The sequence below is a fragment of the Micromonospora sp. WMMD736 genome (genome assembly GCF_049179015.1).
Classification (GTDB): domain Bacteria; phylum Actinomycetota; class Actinomycetes; order Mycobacteriales; family Micromonosporaceae; genus Micromonospora.
On sequence record NZ_JBMHMI010000001.1, the window covers coordinates 191,976 to 208,580 of the forward strand.

The 16,605-nt window shown below is 70.9% G+C and carries 16 protein-coding genes; 4 read left to right on the plus strand and 12 right to left on the minus strand.

Features of this window, described 5'->3' with window-relative positions:
* Positions 1 to 31: 31 nt before the first annotated feature.
* Complete coding sequence (locus tag ACN269_RS00605) at positions 32 to 1,297, minus strand: alpha/beta fold hydrolase (RefSeq protein ID WP_421470448.1); 1,266 nt, start codon at positions 1,295 to 1,297, stop codon at positions 32 to 34.
* Positions 1,298 to 1,667: 370 nt separating this feature from the next.
* On the opposite strand from ACN269_RS00605, the gene ACN269_RS00610 reads away from it, so the two are divergent.
* Positions 1,668 to 2,045 (plus strand): hypothetical protein, encoded by a 378-nt coding sequence (locus ACN269_RS00610; RefSeq protein ID WP_421470449.1) that lies wholly within the window; start codon positions 1,668 to 1,670, stop codon positions 2,043 to 2,045.
* A gap of 132 nt (positions 2,046 to 2,177) precedes the next feature.
* Here the strand turns inward: ACN269_RS00610 and ACN269_RS00615 are convergent, their stop codons facing one another.
* The 7 genes from ACN269_RS00615 to ACN269_RS00645 form a co-directional block, all read right to left on the minus strand.
* Entirely contained in the window at positions 2,178 to 3,239 is a 1,062-nt protein-coding gene (locus ACN269_RS00615) for an LLM class flavin-dependent oxidoreductase (RefSeq protein WP_421470450.1), read from the minus strand.
* Positions 3,240 to 3,305: 66 nt separating this feature from the next.
* Positions 3,306 to 4,541, minus strand: a complete 1,236-nt coding sequence (locus tag ACN269_RS00620; RefSeq protein ID WP_421470451.1) for a vanadium-dependent haloperoxidase — start codon at positions 4,539 to 4,541, stop codon at positions 3,306 to 3,308.
* A gap of 61 nt (positions 4,542 to 4,602) precedes the next feature.
* Complete coding sequence (locus tag ACN269_RS00625; protein WP_421470452.1) at positions 4,603 to 5,667, minus strand: aldo/keto reductase; 1,065 nt, start codon at positions 5,665 to 5,667, stop codon at positions 4,603 to 4,605.
* A gap of 19 nt (positions 5,668 to 5,686) precedes the next feature.
* Positions 5,687 to 7,018 carry an LLM class flavin-dependent oxidoreductase gene (locus ACN269_RS00630; protein WP_421470453.1) on the minus strand — a complete coding sequence of 444 codons (1,332 nt, stop codon included), beginning with the start codon at positions 7,016 to 7,018 and terminating at the stop codon, positions 5,687 to 5,689.
* A 2-nt stretch (positions 7,019 to 7,020) separates the two neighbouring features.
* Positions 7,021 to 7,758 (minus strand): ABC transporter ATP-binding protein, encoded by a 738-nt coding sequence (locus ACN269_RS00635; protein ID WP_421470454.1) that lies wholly within the window; start codon positions 7,756 to 7,758, stop codon positions 7,021 to 7,023.
* Positions 7,734 to 8,570, minus strand: a complete 837-nt coding sequence (locus ACN269_RS00640; RefSeq protein WP_421470455.1) for an ABC transporter permease — start codon at positions 8,568 to 8,570, stop codon at positions 7,734 to 7,736. Before ACN269_RS00640 ends, ACN269_RS00635 begins: the two co-directional genes overlap by 25 nt.
* Complete coding sequence (locus ACN269_RS00645; protein ID WP_421470456.1) at positions 8,567 to 9,631, minus strand: ABC transporter substrate-binding protein; 1,065 nt, start codon at positions 9,629 to 9,631, stop codon at positions 8,567 to 8,569. The genes ACN269_RS00640 and ACN269_RS00645 overlap by 4 nt, the downstream gene beginning before the upstream one ends.
* A gap of 518 nt (positions 9,632 to 10,149) precedes the next feature.
* Here ACN269_RS00645 and ACN269_RS00650 point away from each other — a divergent pair.
* From ACN269_RS00650 to ACN269_RS00660, 3 genes are all read left to right on the plus strand, one after another.
* Positions 10,150 to 11,793, plus strand: coding sequence for a lectin (locus ACN269_RS00650; protein WP_421470457.1), 1,644 nt, complete (start codon positions 10,150 to 10,152; stop codon positions 11,791 to 11,793).
* A 234-nt stretch (positions 11,794 to 12,027) separates the two neighbouring features.
* Positions 12,028 to 12,792, plus strand: a complete 765-nt coding sequence (locus ACN269_RS00655) for a helix-turn-helix domain-containing protein (protein ID WP_421476151.1) — start codon at positions 12,028 to 12,030, stop codon at positions 12,790 to 12,792.
* Between the two features lie 75 nt (positions 12,793 to 12,867).
* The gene (locus ACN269_RS00660; protein ID WP_421470458.1) at positions 12,868 to 13,299 is read left to right on the plus strand and encodes a DUF2000 family protein; all 432 of its coding nucleotides are present in this window, start codon (positions 12,868 to 12,870) and stop codon (positions 13,297 to 13,299) included.
* Between the two features lie 29 nt (positions 13,300 to 13,328).
* Here ACN269_RS00660 and ACN269_RS00665 read toward each other — a convergent pair whose 3' ends face one another.
* The 4 genes from ACN269_RS00665 to ACN269_RS00680 form a co-directional block, all read right to left on the minus strand.
* Positions 13,329 to 14,300 (minus strand): ABC transporter permease subunit, encoded by a 972-nt coding sequence (locus tag ACN269_RS00665; protein ID WP_421470459.1) that lies wholly within the window; start codon positions 14,298 to 14,300, stop codon positions 13,329 to 13,331.
* On the minus strand, positions 14,297 to 15,196 hold the full coding sequence (locus tag ACN269_RS00670) for an ABC transporter ATP-binding protein (RefSeq protein ID WP_421470460.1): 900 nt from the start codon (positions 15,194 to 15,196) through the stop codon (positions 14,297 to 14,299). Before ACN269_RS00670 ends, ACN269_RS00665 begins: the two co-directional genes overlap by 4 nt.
* Positions 15,193 to 15,588 (minus strand): GntR family transcriptional regulator, encoded by a 396-nt coding sequence (locus tag ACN269_RS00675; protein WP_421470461.1) that lies wholly within the window; start codon positions 15,586 to 15,588, stop codon positions 15,193 to 15,195. Before ACN269_RS00675 ends, ACN269_RS00670 begins: the two co-directional genes overlap by 4 nt.
* A gap of 118 nt (positions 15,589 to 15,706) precedes the next feature.
* Positions 15,707 to 16,597, minus strand: coding sequence for an NAD(P)H-binding protein (locus tag ACN269_RS00680; RefSeq protein WP_421470462.1), 891 nt, complete (start codon positions 16,595 to 16,597; stop codon positions 15,707 to 15,709).
* Positions 16,598 to 16,605 lie beyond the last annotated feature (8 nt).

The window sequence follows — 16,605 nt, forward strand, 5'->3', positions numbered from 1 at the left end:
CCCCGGGCCGCTGTCGGCGGCGGGTCCGGGGCTAGCAGGCCGTGTCGTGCTCGGGCAGGTGCCCGTGCACCAGGTACGCGGTGACCGTGCCGGTCAGGCAGGCGTTGGCCTGGCCGCTGAGCAGGGGCACGTGTGTCTGTTTGTCCACGGTGACCAGCCGTGAGCCGGTGATGGACCGGGCGGTCGCGATCGAGTTGGCCAGCGGCACCGAGGCGTCGCGCAGTGCGGCGACGACGAGCGCCGCCGGTGCCCGGTTACTGGCGAGCGGCGGGGTGTTGTCCTGGCTGACCGGCCAGAAGGCGCAGGGGTTGAGGTTGGCGATCGACGGGCCGAAGACCGGATAGCGGGTGCCGAGGCGAGCCACATCGTGGCGGTAGGTCGCCAGGTCGCGCGGCCACGCGTTGTCGCCGCAGCGGAAGGCCATGTTGACCGCGGTGTGGTTGTCCGCCGGCACGTCCGGGGTTCCGGGCAGGGGGGCCGGTCTCGGGTCGAGGGGGATCGGCGGCGGTGTGCGGGCGACGATGGCGGCCAGGTTGGTCGCGACCACCGGCCACAACTGCTCGAAGTACGTCGCGATGACCGTCAGGGAGCCCAGCTCGCCGGTGGTCCAGGCGTGGTCCCCGGCCACGATCGGCTCGATCGCCGCCGCTGCGAACGTTCGGCTCAGGGTTTCCGCGACCTGGGCCGGCGTGGCACCGAGCCCGAACGCCGCGCTGTTGTCGGCAAGGTAGCCGGTGAAGGCGGCGTAGTTCTCCTCGAAGGCCGGGATCCGCTTCAGCTCGTAGGGGCGCCAGGCGAAGTCGTAGTTGACCGGGCTGTCCAGGACGAAGCGGTCCACCCGACGCGGAAAGAGCGTGCCGTACGCGACGCCGAGCATCGCCGCGTACGAGCCCCCGAGGAAGGAGAGCTTCCGCTCGCCCAGGCGTGCCCGGATGACGTCCATGTCGCGGGCGGCCTGTGCGGTCGTGGCGAACGGCAGCGCCCAGCCGGCGTGCCGGGCGCAGGCGTGCGCGTAGTCGCGGGCCTCGGCGGCGGTGTCCTGCAGGGACTGATAGGTGGCTGTGCGCACCCAGTAGCCGCCCGGCTCCTCCTCCGGCTGGCCACAGGTGATCGGAGTACTGCGTTCGACGAAGCGCATGTCGAACCCGACGATGTCGTACCGGGCGAGCACTGCGGGGTCGACGGTGGCGGCGAGGTTCAGCGGCTCGGGGACACCGGCACCACCCGGGCCGCCGCCCGTGGTGAACAGCACACGGCGGCGCAGCGCCGGGTCGGCCGCGGGGAGCCGGGAGATCATGATGTCGATCGTCGGGCCGGATGGGCGCGCATGGTCGAGCGGCACCTGGACCGTGGCGCAGCGTAGGCGGGTGTCATCGACGCCTGGGCAGGCCCGCCACGTGAGTGTCGCTCCGCTGGCCGCCGAGGCTGGGGCGACGACCATGGTGAGGCAAACGGCAACGACAGCGGCCAACGCGCGCATCCACGTCCCCCAACCATTGACTTACGTGTATCTGTGCCCACACACGCTAGGGCGCGTGTCCCCGTACCGCAACGCGGCTCGTCGGCGCCGGCGTCATCATCGGTGTGGGCGACGGGATCGGAGTCCGGTTGCTCTCGGCGGCGCCTCGTACGCTGCCACCGAAACGCTCGCATCGAAGCCGGTAACGTTGCCCCAGGCGACCCAGGCGGCGATCCGGGACGGCCATCGGGTGGTCGATGCGGGTGCTGGCGATCACCGAGACATGCTGCACCAGCGCGGAGGGAAATTGTTCCAGCGTATCGTGAAGTGGACGGAAGGTTACCCGTGGGAAAGCAATCCCGCGGGCAAGTATGTCGGGGGAAGTAAGTCTGAGGGACGCGTCAACGACTTGGACCACGGCGCTGTGTTCACGCTCGACCTGCGGGCGGACTCGCTCGCCGGGTCGCACCCCGATCTTCTTCAGGCGTTGAGCCGACAGGGTCAAGTGGGGCGAATAGTTTCCCATTGCCACGAAGTGGTCAGCAGTCACCGGATCTGGACCTTCGTGGTTGAGTTCGACGCTTAGTGGTCGCGAGGCCGTTGGCCTTCATGGGTCCTACCAGAACAGGCCAGCAGTCCGTGGTGCTGTGCAGGGCGATGTTCACCGAGTACTTCTTCGCAGGTAGGAGCTGATTGCGGAGCACCGGCGGGGCAGCGTTCAGGTGCGCAACAGCGGCAGCAGCTGCTCGCCCTGACGCCTGATCTCGCCCAGGTAGGGCGTGTCGGAGAGCACGAAGTGGCTGACGCCGAGCCGCTGGTACTTGCGCAGCGAGTTCGCCACGTCCTCGGCGGAGCCGACGAGCCAGGTGGTGCCCGCTCCGCCGCCACCGAACCTGCCGGGGGTGGTGTAGAGGTTGTCGTCGAGGACCTCGCCGCGTGCGGTGAGGTCGAGCAGGCGGCGTTGACCGACGGCCGTTTGCCAGATGTGGCCGTGGGCGGCGCCGGTGCCCTTGGCCATGGCGGCGACCTTGGCTTCGGCGTCGGCCCAGGCCTGTTCGGTGGTGTCGCGCACCAGTGTGGTGACCCGTAGGCCGAATTCCAGCGGAGCGTGTTCGCGTCCCAGCTTCTCGCTGAGCTGCTTGAGTCGCTCGATCCGCTCGGCCACGCCGTCGAGTGGCTCGCCCCAGAAGAGCTGGACGTCGGCTTCGGTGGCGGCCACCTCTTCGGCGGCGGGGGATGCGCCACCGAAGTAGAGCCGGGGGTGTTCACGCCCGCCCCGGGCGACCGGTCGCAGTGCCAGGGTGGAGCCGGTGACGGTGAAGTGCTCACCCTGGTAGGTGACGCTCTCCTGGGTCCACAGCTTGCGCACGATCTGCAGGAATTCCTTGGTACGGGCGTAGCGGTGGGCCGGGTCGCTCTCGCCGTCGCCGTACGCGGCCAGGTCGTCCTTGCCCGAGACGATGTTGATCAGTGTGCGGCCCTGGCAGAGGTGGTCGAGGGTCGCGGCGGCGGAGGCGAAGTTGGCGGGCCGCCAGTAACCGGGTCGGATCGCGATCAGCGGCTGGAACGTGGTCGTCCGGGCGGCGAGCGCGGTGGCCACGGTGAAGGTGTCGGGCCGGCCCCAGCCGGTCCCGAGGAGCGCTCCACCCCACCCGTGCTCCTCAAGAGCCCTGGCATGCTGAGTGAGGGTCTCCAGGCTGTTGTGGTTGTCGGTCACGTCGTCGCCGCGGTGGCCGGGCTGGACCTGGTTCGGGATGTACCAGAGGAACTCGAGGCTCATCAGAGGGTCTCCGGCGCTTCGGGGGCGGGGCGGCGACGGCCGCCCCGCCCCGATGGGTTCGGTCGGTCAGCGGAACAGCTGTGGTGCGTTGCGCAGCGTGTGCGCGGCCACGTCGCGGCCGAGTCGGACGCCGGCCTCGTCGGCGGTACGGGTGTGGATGCCCGACCACACCCGGGCGTCGACGTTCTCCCTGGTAGGTCGCCGCCAGTCGCGGTAGGTCCGGGTGGCGCCGGGCTGGCTCGGGCTGGTGATGGTGTACGGCTCCCGGGCCTGCGGCCCCAGCAGGGCGGTGAGCACCTGCTCGGCGGCGCCGGAGTAGGTGTTGTGCCCGCTCGGGTAGTCCGGGTGCGACGGCGTGGTGTGCAGCGGTGTCCAGGCCGGATCGCCGCCCGCGTCGGCCCGGATGGCGGTGACCGGTCGCCAGCTGAGGTAGGCGTACTTGGCGTCGGAGGTCGCGATCTGGGTGTCGACGAGCGCGACGTGGAAGATGGCCACGAGGCTCGCCCGCCCGGCGACCGACCCGGTGGACTGCGCGAGCGCGGCGCGCAGGATCCCGGTGTAGAGGGTCAGTGAGGAGCCGAGCCAGAAGGTCGCGGTGTCGGTCTGCGCCGGTGTGCGTACGGCGCTGTCCACCGCCCCGTACGCCCGGACCTCGGCGAGGTCCGCCCGGTAGCGCTCCGAGTTCAGGGCGGGCGGTGGACCGGGCCGGTACCGGTCCGCTCGGTCGAGCAGGAACGGCCGGGCGAAGCGGGTGCCGGCCTGCTGGGCGGGGGAGAAGTCTGGTGGGGTGGGCTGCCAGCGACCCGGGCCCGGTTCGGGGTTGGGGTACGCCGGGTTGACGGAGGCCGGGTCGAGCCCGTCGTCCGTCCGCTGGGTCAGCAGCCGGCGTGCTTCGGCGCGGCCGGTGGCCGTGCCCCGGTCCTTGGCCCGGCCGTCCGGGATCCGGCCCAGGGTGGTCCGCAGCGCCGTGTCGAGCGCGGCAGCACTGTCGGGGAGCAGGGTGCTCAGCGCGGTGTGGACGGCGGACGCGAGTGCGGCGTCCCGGTAGTGGCGGGGGTTTCCGGTGGACGTGGTGCCGGTGGCGCGGGCGGCGGCGAGCCAGCTGATCGCCCACGCGCGGCTGTTGGTGACCTGCGCACGGGTGCCGGTCGCGACGGCGGCAGCGGTGGCGTCGTACCACTCAAGGGCGGTGTCGGTCGTGGTGGTGGCGGCGGCCGGTACGGCGGGCAGGCCGGTGACCAGGACGGCGGCGGCGATCGTCGCCAGACCGCGGCGCCAGCCGTGGTGGCTCGACAGGGTCATGATGCGGTGGCTCCTCGGGCGGGATGGGTGCGGCGGGAGGAAGGCGGCGTGCCGGGGCTGCTCATCGGACCGGTCCGGCGGCGCGTGGCGTCGTCCCGCCGCGTCGGCGGTTGGCCGGATCGGTCAGCGACGGTGGCTGGTAGCCGGTGTCGGCGGGGTTCAGGGTGGTGCCGGGCGGGACGATGGCGTCGATGCGGTCCAGCACGTCCTCGGACAGGGTCACCTTGGCGGCGCCGAGCTGTGACTCCAGGTGCGCCAGGGTGCGTGGGCCGATGATCGCCGACGTGACCGCGGGGTGTTCGAGGACGAAGGCGATCGCGAGGTGGATGAGGGAGAGTCCGGCCTCGTCGGCGAGCGTGGCCAGTTCGTCGACGGCGGTCAGCTTGGCGGCGTTCGCGGGCAGGGTCGGATCGAAGCGGGCCGGGAGCCGCTCGGCGCGTCCGGAGATCGGCGCTGTCAGGCCGGAGTGGTAGCGGCCGGAGAGCCAGCCGCCGGCGAGCGGGCTCCAGGGGATGACCGCCAGCCCGTACCGCTGGGCCACCGGTAGCACCTCGCGTTCGATGCCGCGGGCCAGGATCGAGTACGGCGGCTGCTCGCTGACGACCCGCTCCCGGCCGCGCCGCTCGGCGATCCACTGTCCCTCGACGATCGCCGACGGCTCGAAGGTGGACGTGCCGATGTACCGGATCTTGCCCTGGCGTACCAGGTCGGTGAGCGCCCCGAGGGTCTCGTCGAAGTCGGTCTCCGGCTCCGGCCGGTGTGCCTGGTAGAGGTCGATCCAGTCGGTGCCCAGCCGGCGCAGGCTGTTCTCCACGGATCGGACGATCCAGCGGCGGGAGTTGCCGCGGTGCTGCGGGTTGTCGCCGACCTGGCCGTGGAACTTGGTGGCCAGGAAGACGTCGTCGCGTCGTCCGCCCGCGAGGGCCTTGCCGACGATCTCCTCCGACTCGCCGTGGGAGTAGACGTCCGCGGTGTCGATGGCGGTGATGCCCTCGTCGAGGGCCCGGTGGATGATCCGGATGCCGTCCTCGTGGTCCGGGTTGCCCCGCCGTCCGAAGTTCATCGCGCCCAGGGTCAGGGAGCTGATGCGGACGCCGGTGCGCCCGAAGGGCCGTTGGTCGACCATGATTCTCCTTCGCGGTGGGTCAGCGGGACGCGGTGGTGAGTTGCCGCGTGAACTGGTTGGTCGGTCGGGGCAGCCCGTAGTGCTCGCGCAGGGTGGTCCCGGTGTACTCGGTGCGGAACAGCTTGCGGCGCTGCAGGATCGGCACGACGTGGTCGACGAACGTCTCCAACCCGGACGGCAGCACGGGAGGCATGATGTTGAAGCCGTCCGCCGCGCCGCTGTGGTACCACTGCTCGATGGCGTCGGCGACCTGCTCCGGCGTACCCGCGAAGGTGCGGTGCCCGCGACCGCCGCCGAGCCGGCCGATGAGCTGGCGTACGGTCAGGCGTTCGCGCCGGGCCAGCGTGACGATCAGCGTGTACCGGCTCTTGGCGCCCTCGATCTCGTCCTCGCTCGGCAGGTCGGCGGGGAGTTCCCGGTCCAGGTCGAGGTCTTCCGGGGCGACCCGCAACGTCGTGGCGAGCTGTTGCCGGGCGTACTCCGGTTTGATCAGCCGATCCAGCTCCTCCTCCAGCGCGCGGGCCTCGGCCTCGGTGGACCCGATGGCCGGCACGATGCCCGGCAGGATCTTGATGGTGTCCGGGTCGCGGCCGACCTGCGCGGCACGCCACTTGAGGTCGCGGTAGAACGCCTGCGCCTCGCCGAGCGTCTGCTGGGCGGTGAAGACCGCCTCCGCGTAGCGGGCGGCTAGGTCCTTGCCGTCCTCGGACGACCCGGCCTGCACCAGCAGCGGGTAGCCCTGGGGTGAGCGGGGAACGTTGAGTGGGCCGGCCACCTTGAAGTACCGCCCGGTGTGCTCCGGTGGATAGAGCAGCGCGTCGTCGCCCCACCGCCCGGCGTCCTTGTCGCCGAGTGGCGCGGCGTCGTCCCAGCTGTCCCAGAGCTTCTGGGACACCTCGATGAACTCGGCTGCCCGCTCGTACCGGTCCCGGTGCGCGGGCAGGTCGTCCAGGTTGAAGTTCCGGGCGGCCTTCTCGCCGGCGGTGGTGACGATGTTCCAGCCGGCCCGCCCGCCGCTGACGTGGTCCAGCGAGGCGAAACGGCGGGCCAGGTTGAACGGCTCGTTGTACGTCGTCGACGCGGTCGCGATGAGCCCGATGTGACTCGTCACGCCCGCGAGGGCGGTGAGCAGCACGGTGGGCTCCAGGGTGCCACCCGGCCGTCGACCGATGCTGTTCCACAGCACCGGGCTGTCGGCGAGGAACAGCGAGTCGAGCTTGCCGCGCTCGGCGATGCGGGCCAGGCGGGTGAAGTGTGCGACGTCGGTCTGCGCGAACGGGTCGCTGTCGGGCAGGCGCCAGGCGGCCTCGTGGTGGCCGACGCCCATCAGGAACGCGTTGAGGTGCAGCATGGTCATCCTTCGGTCTGGTCGACGCCGAGCGCGCGCAGCAGGGTCTCGCGGTACGCGAGGAACTGCGGCTGTCGGTACGACCTCGGGGCGGGCAGGTCGATGGCGAGGTCGACGGCGATTCGCCCGCTGTCCAGCAGCAGCACGCGATCGGCCAGCGTGATGGCCTCGTCGACGTCGTGGGTGACGAGCAGCACCGTGGGTCGGTGCCGGGCGTGCAGCACGCGCAGGAGGCCGTGCATGCGCAGTCGGGTCAGCGCGTCCAGCGCGCCGAACGGCTCGTCGGCGAGCAGCAGGTCCGGTTCGGACACCAGCGCCCGGGCCAGCGCCACGCGTTGCTGCTCGCCGCCGGACAGCTCGCTGGGCCAGGCCCGTTCCCTGCCGGCCAGGCCGACCTCGGCGAGCGCGGCCCGGCCGCGATCGGTGGCGTCCGAGCCGCGCAGGCCGAGGACGACGTTGTCCAGCACGCGCTGCCACGGCAGCAGCCGAGCATCCTGGAAGACGACGGACGATCTTTCCGGTACGTCGATCAGGCCTGAGCCGGTGGCGTCACCGTCCAGCCTGGCGAGCGCACGCAGCATGGTGCTCTTGCCCGAGCCGCTGCGTCCCAGTAGCGCGACGAACTCGCCTGCGGCGATCTCCAGGTCGAATCCGTCGAGGATCACCCGATCCCCGAATCCCCGCGCCAGGCGGTGCACGCGCACCGCGCGGGACGCGGTCAGTCCGCCAGCGTGCGTCGCCACGACAACGCCCTCCTCTGCGCGAGCCGGACGACGCCGTCGGACAGCAGCCCGAGCAGTCCGTACAGCACGAGTCCGACGATGATCACGTCGGTCTGGCCGTACTCCCGGGCCAGCTCCATCATGTAGCCGATGCCGCTGGTGGAGTTGATCTGCTCGACCACCACCAGGGACAGCCACGCCCCGACGACCGCGAACCGCATGCCGAGCAGGAAGCCGGGCAGGGCGCCGGGCAGCACGATCCGGCGGATGAAGGCGGTGCGCCGCAGCCGGAGCGACTCGCCCAGCTCGACGTACCGGCTGTCGATGGTGCGCAGCCCGTTGTGGGTATGGATGTAGACGGGCACGAACACGCCCAGCGTGATGGTGATGACCTTCATCTGCTCGCCGATGCCGAACCAGAGGACGAGCAGCGGGATCAGCGCGAGGGCCGGGATGGCCCGCTTGATCTGGATCGGGCCGTCGAGGATGGCCTCGCCCCAGCGGCTCAGACCGGCGAACACGGCCAGCACCGTGCCGACGGCGGTGCCGATGGCCAGGCCCAGGCCGGCCCGTTGCGCCGAGATGACCAGGTTGTCCTGCAACCGGCCGTCGGCGACGAGGTCGCCCGCCGTGGTCAGCACGGTCCAGGGCGCCGACAGGGTACGGGGGTCGATCCAGCCGGCCGCCGAGCCGGCCGCCCACACCGCCAGCAGCAGGGTCGGGCCGATCGCCGCCCCGAACGGGATGGGGCGGCCCGGCGTGAGCCGGCGTCGTGGCCGGCCGACCGCAGCGGTGGCGTTCGACCGGGGTCTGGTCAGGGTCGAGGCGGTCACCGGGCACCTCCGGCGGTCAAGGCCTGCGCGCCCACCGACTCGTACCGTCGGTCGTACAGGTCCTCCGCCTTCAGGGGCTTGTTGCGGGTCTCCTTCGCGAGCAGGTCGATGGTCTCCTGGTGCCGGGATATGGCCTCGGACCAACTCGCCGGGATGTCGGCCACCCCGCCGTTCTCGACCAACCACCTGCCGTCGTCGGCGGTCAGCCCCTGGTCCTTGACGTAGTACCGCTCGATCCACTCGTCCGGGTTGGCCTCGCGCCACCGCCAGGCCCGCGCCCACGCCTGCACGTACTCGCGGATCGCGGCCGCCTTGGCCGGATCACCGAGCACGGTGACGGGCGCGTACAGGTGACCGGGGTCGTCGCGCAGTCCGTGCGCGAGCGTCGTCGCGCCGTCGCGGCTGTACTTGGTCTCGTACCGTTTGATCTGCACGCCGCCGATCGGTGCGACCTCGACCTGGCGGCTGGCGAGTGCCGTCGCGTAGACATCACCGGTGCTGGGCAGCTCGACCAGCTTGACGTCCTTCTTGGTGAGGCCGGCCTTGTGCAGTACCCGCAGGACCAGTGCTCCCTGTGCCTGTCCCGGGCTGTACGCGATCTTCTTCCCGCCCAGGTCGGCGAGGGTGGCGACGGTGACACCGGGTGCGATGCCGAGCCGGTAGATGGCGTGGTTGAGCGGGTCCTGGCGGAACTTCGAGGCCACGATCTTCGTGGGGATGCCCGTCCAGTGCGAGTGGATCGGCGGGATGTCCGCCACCGCCCCGACGTCCAGCGCCTTGGCGCGGAACGCCTCCAGGGTCTGCGGGCCGCCGCTGATGTTCGCCCACTCCACCTCGAAGCTGAACCTGTCGGCCTCGCCGGAGAACTCGATCGCCTTCTGGTGCTCCTTGTCGCCGACGACGAGCTTGGTGCCCTTCGGTACGGCCTGCGGCAGCGGAGCGCCCGCGGCCAATGCCGCGAGGGGTGTGTCGTCACCGGCGCAGGCGGTCAGGCTCAGGGTGACCGCGCCGAGGGTCGCGGACAGGAACGCCCGACGGTCCAGGAGGGATGGTGAGGTCACGTGCAACTCCTTCGTCGCTGGTTGCGGGGGTGCGTAGCGCCCCAGGTGGGAGAGCAGCGGCGCGCCGTCGCGGTGGCTGGTGACCAGCGCTGCCACGGGTACGCAAGGACGGAGGGCGGTTAACAGCAACCGCCGACCGGTACGAGGAATCGGCTGCCGGTCATCGTCGAGCCGGCGGCGCGAGTGGAAACAGAGCGGATCGCGGGCTCAGCGGCAGCAGCCGCAGGCAGCGGTCCAGCCACGGCAGCATCCCCGCGACACCGCGATGGCGGTGCCCTGGAGCAGGGTGTGTTGGCTGGTCACGGATACGACGCTAACCCACATCTCCTATGTGTCAAGTAGGATTTCAGGCCCTGGGACGCGCGGCGGTGCCGGGAGTCCTCGTACTCTTAAGATTCTTTGAAGTTCTTCCGCGCTGCTTGATTGTCTGCAAACCGGCTCACTAGCCTCATGCCGTCCGGATCACCCTCAGCTTCACGATCCGGGCGAACCATCCCCTGAGGAAAGTTGCTGCCGTCATGAGGCTCTCCCGCCGTACCCTGCTCGGCTCCGCGATGGCCGGCACCGCGGCCGCCGTCACCGGCGTCTCGATCGACGCCGTTACGGCCGGTCCCGCCGTTGCCGCGGTCAGCCCGCCCGGCGACGTGGTCGGAAAGATCACCGTCGGCTACCAGGGGTGGTTCACCGGGGCCGGCGACGGAAGCCCGTTGTCGGGCTGGTGGCACTACGGCCAGGACTGGCAGAAGACCCCCTCGCCGGTCAACGAGGCGCTCAAGTCGTGGCCGGACGTGCGTGACTACGAACGGGTGTACAAGACCGGATACCAGAACCTGGGCAACGGGCAGCCCGCCTCACTGTTCTCGTCCTACGACCAGCAGACCGTCGACACCCACTTCCGCTGGATGCGGGAGAACGGGTTGGACACCGCCGCGCTGCAACGCTTCAACCCGGTCGGCGGAGAGGGACCCATCCGCGACGCCGTCACGATCAAGGTCCGCAACGCGGCCGAGGCGTTCGACCGCAAGTTCTACATCATGTACGACGTCAGCGGCTGGACGGACATGCAGCAGCAGATCAAGGACGACTGGACGAACAAGATGAAGGCGTACACGGTGTCCCCGGCGTACGCGAGGCAGAACGGCAAGCCCGTCGTCGGCATCTGGGGATTCGGCTTCAACGACAGCAACCATCCGTGGAGCGCCCCGGTCTGCCTGGACGTCATCAACTGGTTCAAGGCGCAGGGCGTGTACGTCATGGGCGGTACGCCGACGCACTGGCGCAGCGGCGACAGCAACGGCGACTCGCGGCCCGGCTTCTCCGACGTCTACCACGCGTACGACATGATCTCGCCGTGGATGGTGGGCCGGATCGGCGACGTGGCCGGAGCGGACTGGTTCTACACCAACGTCACGCTCCCCGACGTGCAGGACTGTGTGGCACACGGCATCGACTACCAACCGTGCGTGCTGCCCGGTGACCTCCAGGAGCGCCAGCGTGCGCACGGCGACTTCATGTGGCGGCAGTTCTACAACGTGATCAGGGCCGGCGCACCGGCGATCTACATCTCCATGTTCGACGAGTACAACGAGGGAAACCAGATCGCCAAGACGGCCGAGACGGCCGCGTTCGTCCCGGCCGGCTCGAAGTTCCTGGCGTTGGACGAGGACGGCACGAACTGTTCGGCGGACTACTACCTGCGGCTCAGCGGTGACGGTGGTCGGATGCTCAAGGGCCAGATCGCGTTGACCGCCACCCGGCCGACCGCGCCGGTGCTCGGCTCCACTCCGACCCCACCCGCCGCCGTCGGCATCCGGTCCCGGGCCAACGGCCGTTTCGTCGGGGGCTCCCCGTTGGTCGCCTCGCTGACCTCGCCGTCGGAGACGTTCAGCGTCGTCGACGCCGGAGCCGGCCTGGTGGCTCTCCGATCCAACCGGACCGGCAAGTACGTCTGCGCGGAGCAGGCCGGCGCGGCGGCGCTGGTGGCCGACCGCGACGCGATCGGCGGCTGGGAGACGTTCACGAAGGTGACGAACCCGGACGGCAGTGTCAGCTTCCGCAGCGCGGCGAACGGCAGGTACGTCTGCGCCGAGGACGCCGGCGCCGGGGCGCTGATCGCGAACCGTACGGCGATCGGCCCGTGGGAGTCCTTCGACCTCGTCTAGGGCCGGCTCCGCCAGTCGATCGGTGCTCGTCAGAGTCGGTGCAGACCGCTTCTGAGCTGGTGGATGACGTCCCACTGTGCTTCGTCTCCGGTGGGCCGGGGGAAGCCGCCGTGCGGGAAGGTCCAGTTCAGGTAGTCCACCAGGGGGCATGCCGACCTCGCCCACGAAGTGCGTGTCAGCGGGCGCGTCGGGAAGGATGTTCCTGTGTCACGAAGCGTGCACCCCGCAGCCGAGATGCAGGCGTGGCGGCCGAGACTGGCGGGCGTCACCGAGGTGCTCCACGCCCACCTCACCGATCATGCCTACCCGATGCACGCCCATGACACCTGGACGCTCCTCATCGTCGACGAGGGCGCGGTGCGCTACGACGTGCACCGGCACGAGCGCTACGCGTTCGGTGAGGTGGTGACCCTCCTACCTCCGCACGTCCCGCACAACGGTCGCTCGGCCGGTCCGGAGGGTTTTCGGAAGCGGGTGATCTATCTTGACGTGAGCCATCTGTCGGCCGATCTCGCCGGTCGATCGGTCGGCATTTCCAGCTTCCCCGATCCGTGGCTCCGCGGCGCGGTGTCGGCGTTGCACGGCGCGTGTCTGCGGCCCGGTGACGAACTACGGGCGGAGACGCTGCTGACGCTGCTCACCGACAGCGTGCGCGCCCGCCTGGGGGAGCGGATCGTGATGCCGCGCGCCGATCCCACGGCGGCCTACCTGCTGCGCGACCTGATCGAGCAGCACGTTGCCGATGGGCTCTCGCTGTACGAGGCCGGTCGGCTGCTGCACTTCGACCCCTCGTACCTGGTCCGGGTGTTCAGCCGGGAGTTCGGCATGTCGCCGCACCGCTACCTGACCTCCCGGCGGGTCGACGAGGCCCGACGCCTGATCCTGGCCGGGCACCCCCTGGACCGGGTCGCCACGAGCAGCGGCTTCTACGACCAGTCGCATCTGGCCCGCCACTTCAAGCGGATCCTCGGCGTCAGCCCGGGCGTCTTCGCGCGGTGACCGCCGCGGTGCCGTGCTCCCGGCAGGTCAACTTCGTACAAGACCGCGAACAGGCCCGCGCCACATGATCGAGCCATGCGACCTCAACCAGCGCCCGTGCGCTTCGACACGAAGATCGCCGTGTTACTCCGCGACGACGTGCTTGCCTGGCAGCGCCTGAACATCACGGCGTTCCTGGTCAGTGGAGTGGGCACGGTGGTGCCCGAGGTGATCGGCGAGCCGTACGAGGACGCCGACGGCGTGCGGTACCTGCCCATGTTCCGTCAGCCCGTCCTGGTGTTCCGGGGCGACCGGGACGTGCTGCGGCTGGCGCACCAACGGGCCCTCAGCCGGAGCCTGCCCATGTCGGTGTTCACGTCCGAGCTGTTCGGCACGGCCAACGACCGGGACAACCGGTCCGCCGTGCGGGCGGTACCCAGCGAGAAGCTCGACCTCGTCGGGTTGGCGGTCTACGGCCCGCGCAACGCGGTGGACCGGGTGCTGAAAGGCGCCGACATGCACCCCTGAGCGATGCTCGTCGGTGCAGGGGTCAGGCGCTAGATCATGCGACGCCGTACCCGCCATACCACCACCCCGATCAGGACCGCCGCGACCGCGACGAAGAGGGCCGCCTCGATGAGCTGGAACGTCCAGAACCGGTCGGCCGGGTGGTAGACCCGGAACTGCTGGATGCCCCGCGCGTGTAGGAACTGGTTGAGGTTGGTGCCGGCCCGGTCGGCGGCGCCCTCCAGTTCGTAGTACTCGGTCGAGCTGAGCCTGCGCCCGGTGGTGTCCGCGTAGCCGCGTTCCACCACCCAGTCGGCGAAGCCGGGCGCGGCCCGTTGGCCCGCCTGCGAGCCGCCGACGGGCACCGGCGTCACGGTGGTGAGCGGGGTGGCGTACGCGGGACGGGCCAGCAGCGCCACCGACATCCGGGCGGCGAGGAACGCCCCGAACGCGACGCCGAACGCGGGCAGGCTGCGCCGCAGGATCGCCCCGGCGGCGGTGGCGGCACCGAACGCGAACAGCGCGTACGCCACCGGGACAAGCCCCTCCAGGTCGAAGGCGTCGTACTGGAACCGCCCCTCCCACGCGTCGAACGGCTGCCGGAACCAGGTGAGCACCGCCGTGAACATCCCGGTGAGCGTGACGGTGACGCCGGCCAGTGCCACGAGCTTGGCCGCCAGCCAGCGCATCCGTGGCACGGCCTGCGTCCAGGCGAGCTGCCAGGTGCCGTCCTCCAGCTCGCGGGCGAGCAGCGGCGCGCCGAGGAACGCGCCGATGACGACGGGGACCAGGTAGAAGGCCGCCAGCAGGTTCTCGACGTACCCGTACCCGTCGTCGAGCCGGCGGAAGGACGCCACGCATGCCTCGTCGAGACCGGCGTCTCCCGCACAGCGGGCGGGACCGCCGGGGAACAGGTCGTGGGCCTGCGTCCCGAGCACGAGCAGGGTGATGCCGAACAGGCCGACGAGCAGGCCCAGGACGCAGACCTCGGTCCGGTGCTGCCGCCAGATCAACCACGTCACGCCGCCACCCCCGGGGTGACCGTGGCGCTCGGGGCGGATGGCCGGCGCAGGTACGCCAGCACCAGGTTCTCCAGAGCGACCGGCTGGGCCTGCCATCCCGGCGCGGCCGGGAGCCCGCCGTCGCGTACCAGCAGGGTGCTGTGCCGGTCGCTGTGGACGGCCTCCACGACGGTGCCGGCCCGGTCGAGGTCGGTGGCCGTGCGCGGGCCGACGAGCAGCCGGTGCTCGGCCAGGAGGGTGTCGATGTCGCCGGTCAGCGTGACCCGGCCCTGGTTGAGGACGACCAGGTGGTCGCAGACGCGTTCCAGCTCGTGCACGACGTGGGAGGAGAACAGCACGGTCACTCCGCCGTCGGCCACCGCGCCCATCAGCATCTGGAGGAACTCGTGCCGGGCCAGCGGGTCGAGGCTGGCCACCGGTTCGTCGAGGACGAGCAGGTCGGGCCGCTTCGCCAGGGCCAGTGCCAGCGCGACCTGGGCCTGCTGCCCACCGGAGAGCGAACCGGCCCGGCGGTCGAGCGGGATGCCCAGCTTCGCCAACCGGCGCTCGGCCAGCCCCTGGTCGAACCGCAGGTTGCAGGCCCGGCCGAAGCGGAGCATCTCGGCGACGGTGAAGCGCTTGTACAGCGGGTGGTCCTGGGCCAGGAACCCGATCCGGGACAGGGTCTGCGGGGTGCTGGCGGTGACGTCCTGACCGAGGACATCCACCGTGCCGGTGGTCGGTGCCAGCAACCCGACGGCCAGGCGCAGCAGGGTGGTCTTGCCCGCGCCGTTCGGCCCGACCAGGGCGATCACGCCGCCGGCCGGCAGGGTCAGCGTGCAGTCGCGCAGCGCCCAGCCCTTGCGGTACCGCTTGCCCACACCGTCGGTGCGGAGCGCGAACTCGGTCGCTGTCACGCCACGTCCTCGTTCCTGGTCTGCTGGTGGACGGAGGTGAACAGCGCGTCGACCGCCTGCTCGTCGAGGCCGGCCGCGTAGGCGCGGCGCAGCCAGGTCGCCAGGCCGCGCCGCAGCGACGTGTACGTCGATGCCGACATCACCGCCGACTGCTGTGCGGTGACGAACGTGCCCTGGCCGGGTCGGCCGGTGACCAGGTCCTCCTGCTCCATCTGCCGGTACGCCTTGGCGACGGTGTTCGGATTGATCGCCAGGTCCTCGACCACCTCGCGGATGAGCGGAAGGCGGTCACCGGGTTGGAGGAATCCCAGCAGCACCGCCTGGCGGACCTGCTGGACGAGTTGCAGGTACGGCGGCACGCCGGAGTGGGTGTCGAGCCGGAAGACGAACACGGAAAGCCCCTTACTTCTTTACTAGTGCCATAGTAAAGCAGCGGGCCGCCGGACGTGCCACATGGCCGCTAGGACGGTGTCGAGGTCCTCCACTGGACCGAGGACCTCGACATGCGCCCTAGCGTCGTTCGGCCATGCTGCGGCCGACCACGGCGGGGGCGAGCACCGATTCGCACCACTGGCGGAAGGTCGTCCCGACGCCTCCGGCGCGGGCGGGCGGGTAGACGCCCGCCGTCTGCGCCTCGGCCATCTCGATCAAGCCGTCGACGACCGCCGGGCTCGCTCCGGACGACGCGTACCGGGCGCGGTGGTCGGCGAGGGTGGCCTGCTGGTAGGCGACCGGCCGGTCCAGGGTCTCAGAGATGATCCGCGCCATCTCGCGCGGGGTGTGGTCGACGGGTTCGCGCACCGGCACGTCCTGCTGGCCGGTCCAGGTGGTGTCGGTGAGCAGGTCGGTGGCCGTGCGGGCGATGTCGGTGGTGGCCACCGCCGCGAGCGGCGCGTCGGGGTCGGCGGTGAGCACGAACATCCCCTGGCTCTTGATCAGGTCGACCTGGTGCAGCAGGTTCTCCATGAAGAACGCCGCCTGGAGCGAACGGTAGGCCGCGCCGCTGGACTCCAGCGTGTCGTCCATCGCCCAGGCCGCCGAGAGCAGCCCGGCCGGGCCGTCGAACCCGCGGCCCAGCGAGGAGACGGCCACGACGCGGGGTACGGCGTGCGCACGCACCGCCTCCGCGATGGGGCGCGCGAAGCCGAGGTAGTGCTCAGTCACGTCCGGGGCACCGAAGTTCGGCGGTACGAGCACGAAGAGCGCCGTGGCGTCGGTCAGCGCGGTGGTGAGCACGGCGGGGTCGGCGTGCGAGCCGACGATGACGTCGGCGTACTCGCGAAGGGTCTCGGGCAGGCGGGAGGGGTCGCGGGCGATCAGGCGCAGCGGCGCTCCGGCGGCGCGCAGGGACTCGGCGACGGCGGCGCCGATCGTGCCCGTGGGAGTCGTGATGACGATCATGCTCCCAT

Coding starts and splice junctions, on each gene's coding strand:
- ACN269_RS00625 (WP_421470452.1), bottom strand. CDS start 5,667: ATGGTCGACCAACGGCCCTTCGGGCGCACCGGCGTCCGCATCAGCTCC.
- ACN269_RS00615 (WP_421470450.1), bottom strand. CDS start 3,239: ATGAGCCTCGAGTTCCTCTGGTACATCCCGAACCAGGTCCAGCCCGGC.
- ACN269_RS00655 (WP_421476151.1), top strand. CDS start 12,028: ATGCAGGCGTGGCGGCCGAGACTGGCGGGCGTCACCGAGGTGCTCCAC.
- ACN269_RS00620 (WP_421470451.1), bottom strand. CDS start 4,541: ATGACCCTGTCGAGCCACCACGGCTGGCGCCGCGGTCTGGCGACGATC.
- ACN269_RS00630 (WP_421470453.1), bottom strand. CDS start 7,018: ATGCTGCACCTCAACGCGTTCCTGATGGGCGTCGGCCACCACGAGGCC.
- ACN269_RS00650 (WP_421470457.1), top strand. CDS start 10,150: ATGAGGCTCTCCCGCCGTACCCTGCTCGGCTCCGCGATGGCCGGCACC.
- ACN269_RS00660 (WP_421470458.1), top strand. CDS start 12,868: ATGCGACCTCAACCAGCGCCCGTGCGCTTCGACACGAAGATCGCCGTG.
- ACN269_RS00680 (WP_421470462.1), bottom strand. CDS start 16,597: ATGATCGTCATCACGACTCCCACGGGCACGATCGGCGCCGCCGTCGCC.
- ACN269_RS00605 (WP_421470448.1), bottom strand. CDS start 1,297: ATGATCTCCCGGCTCCCCGCGGCCGACCCGGCGCTGCGCCGCCGTGTG.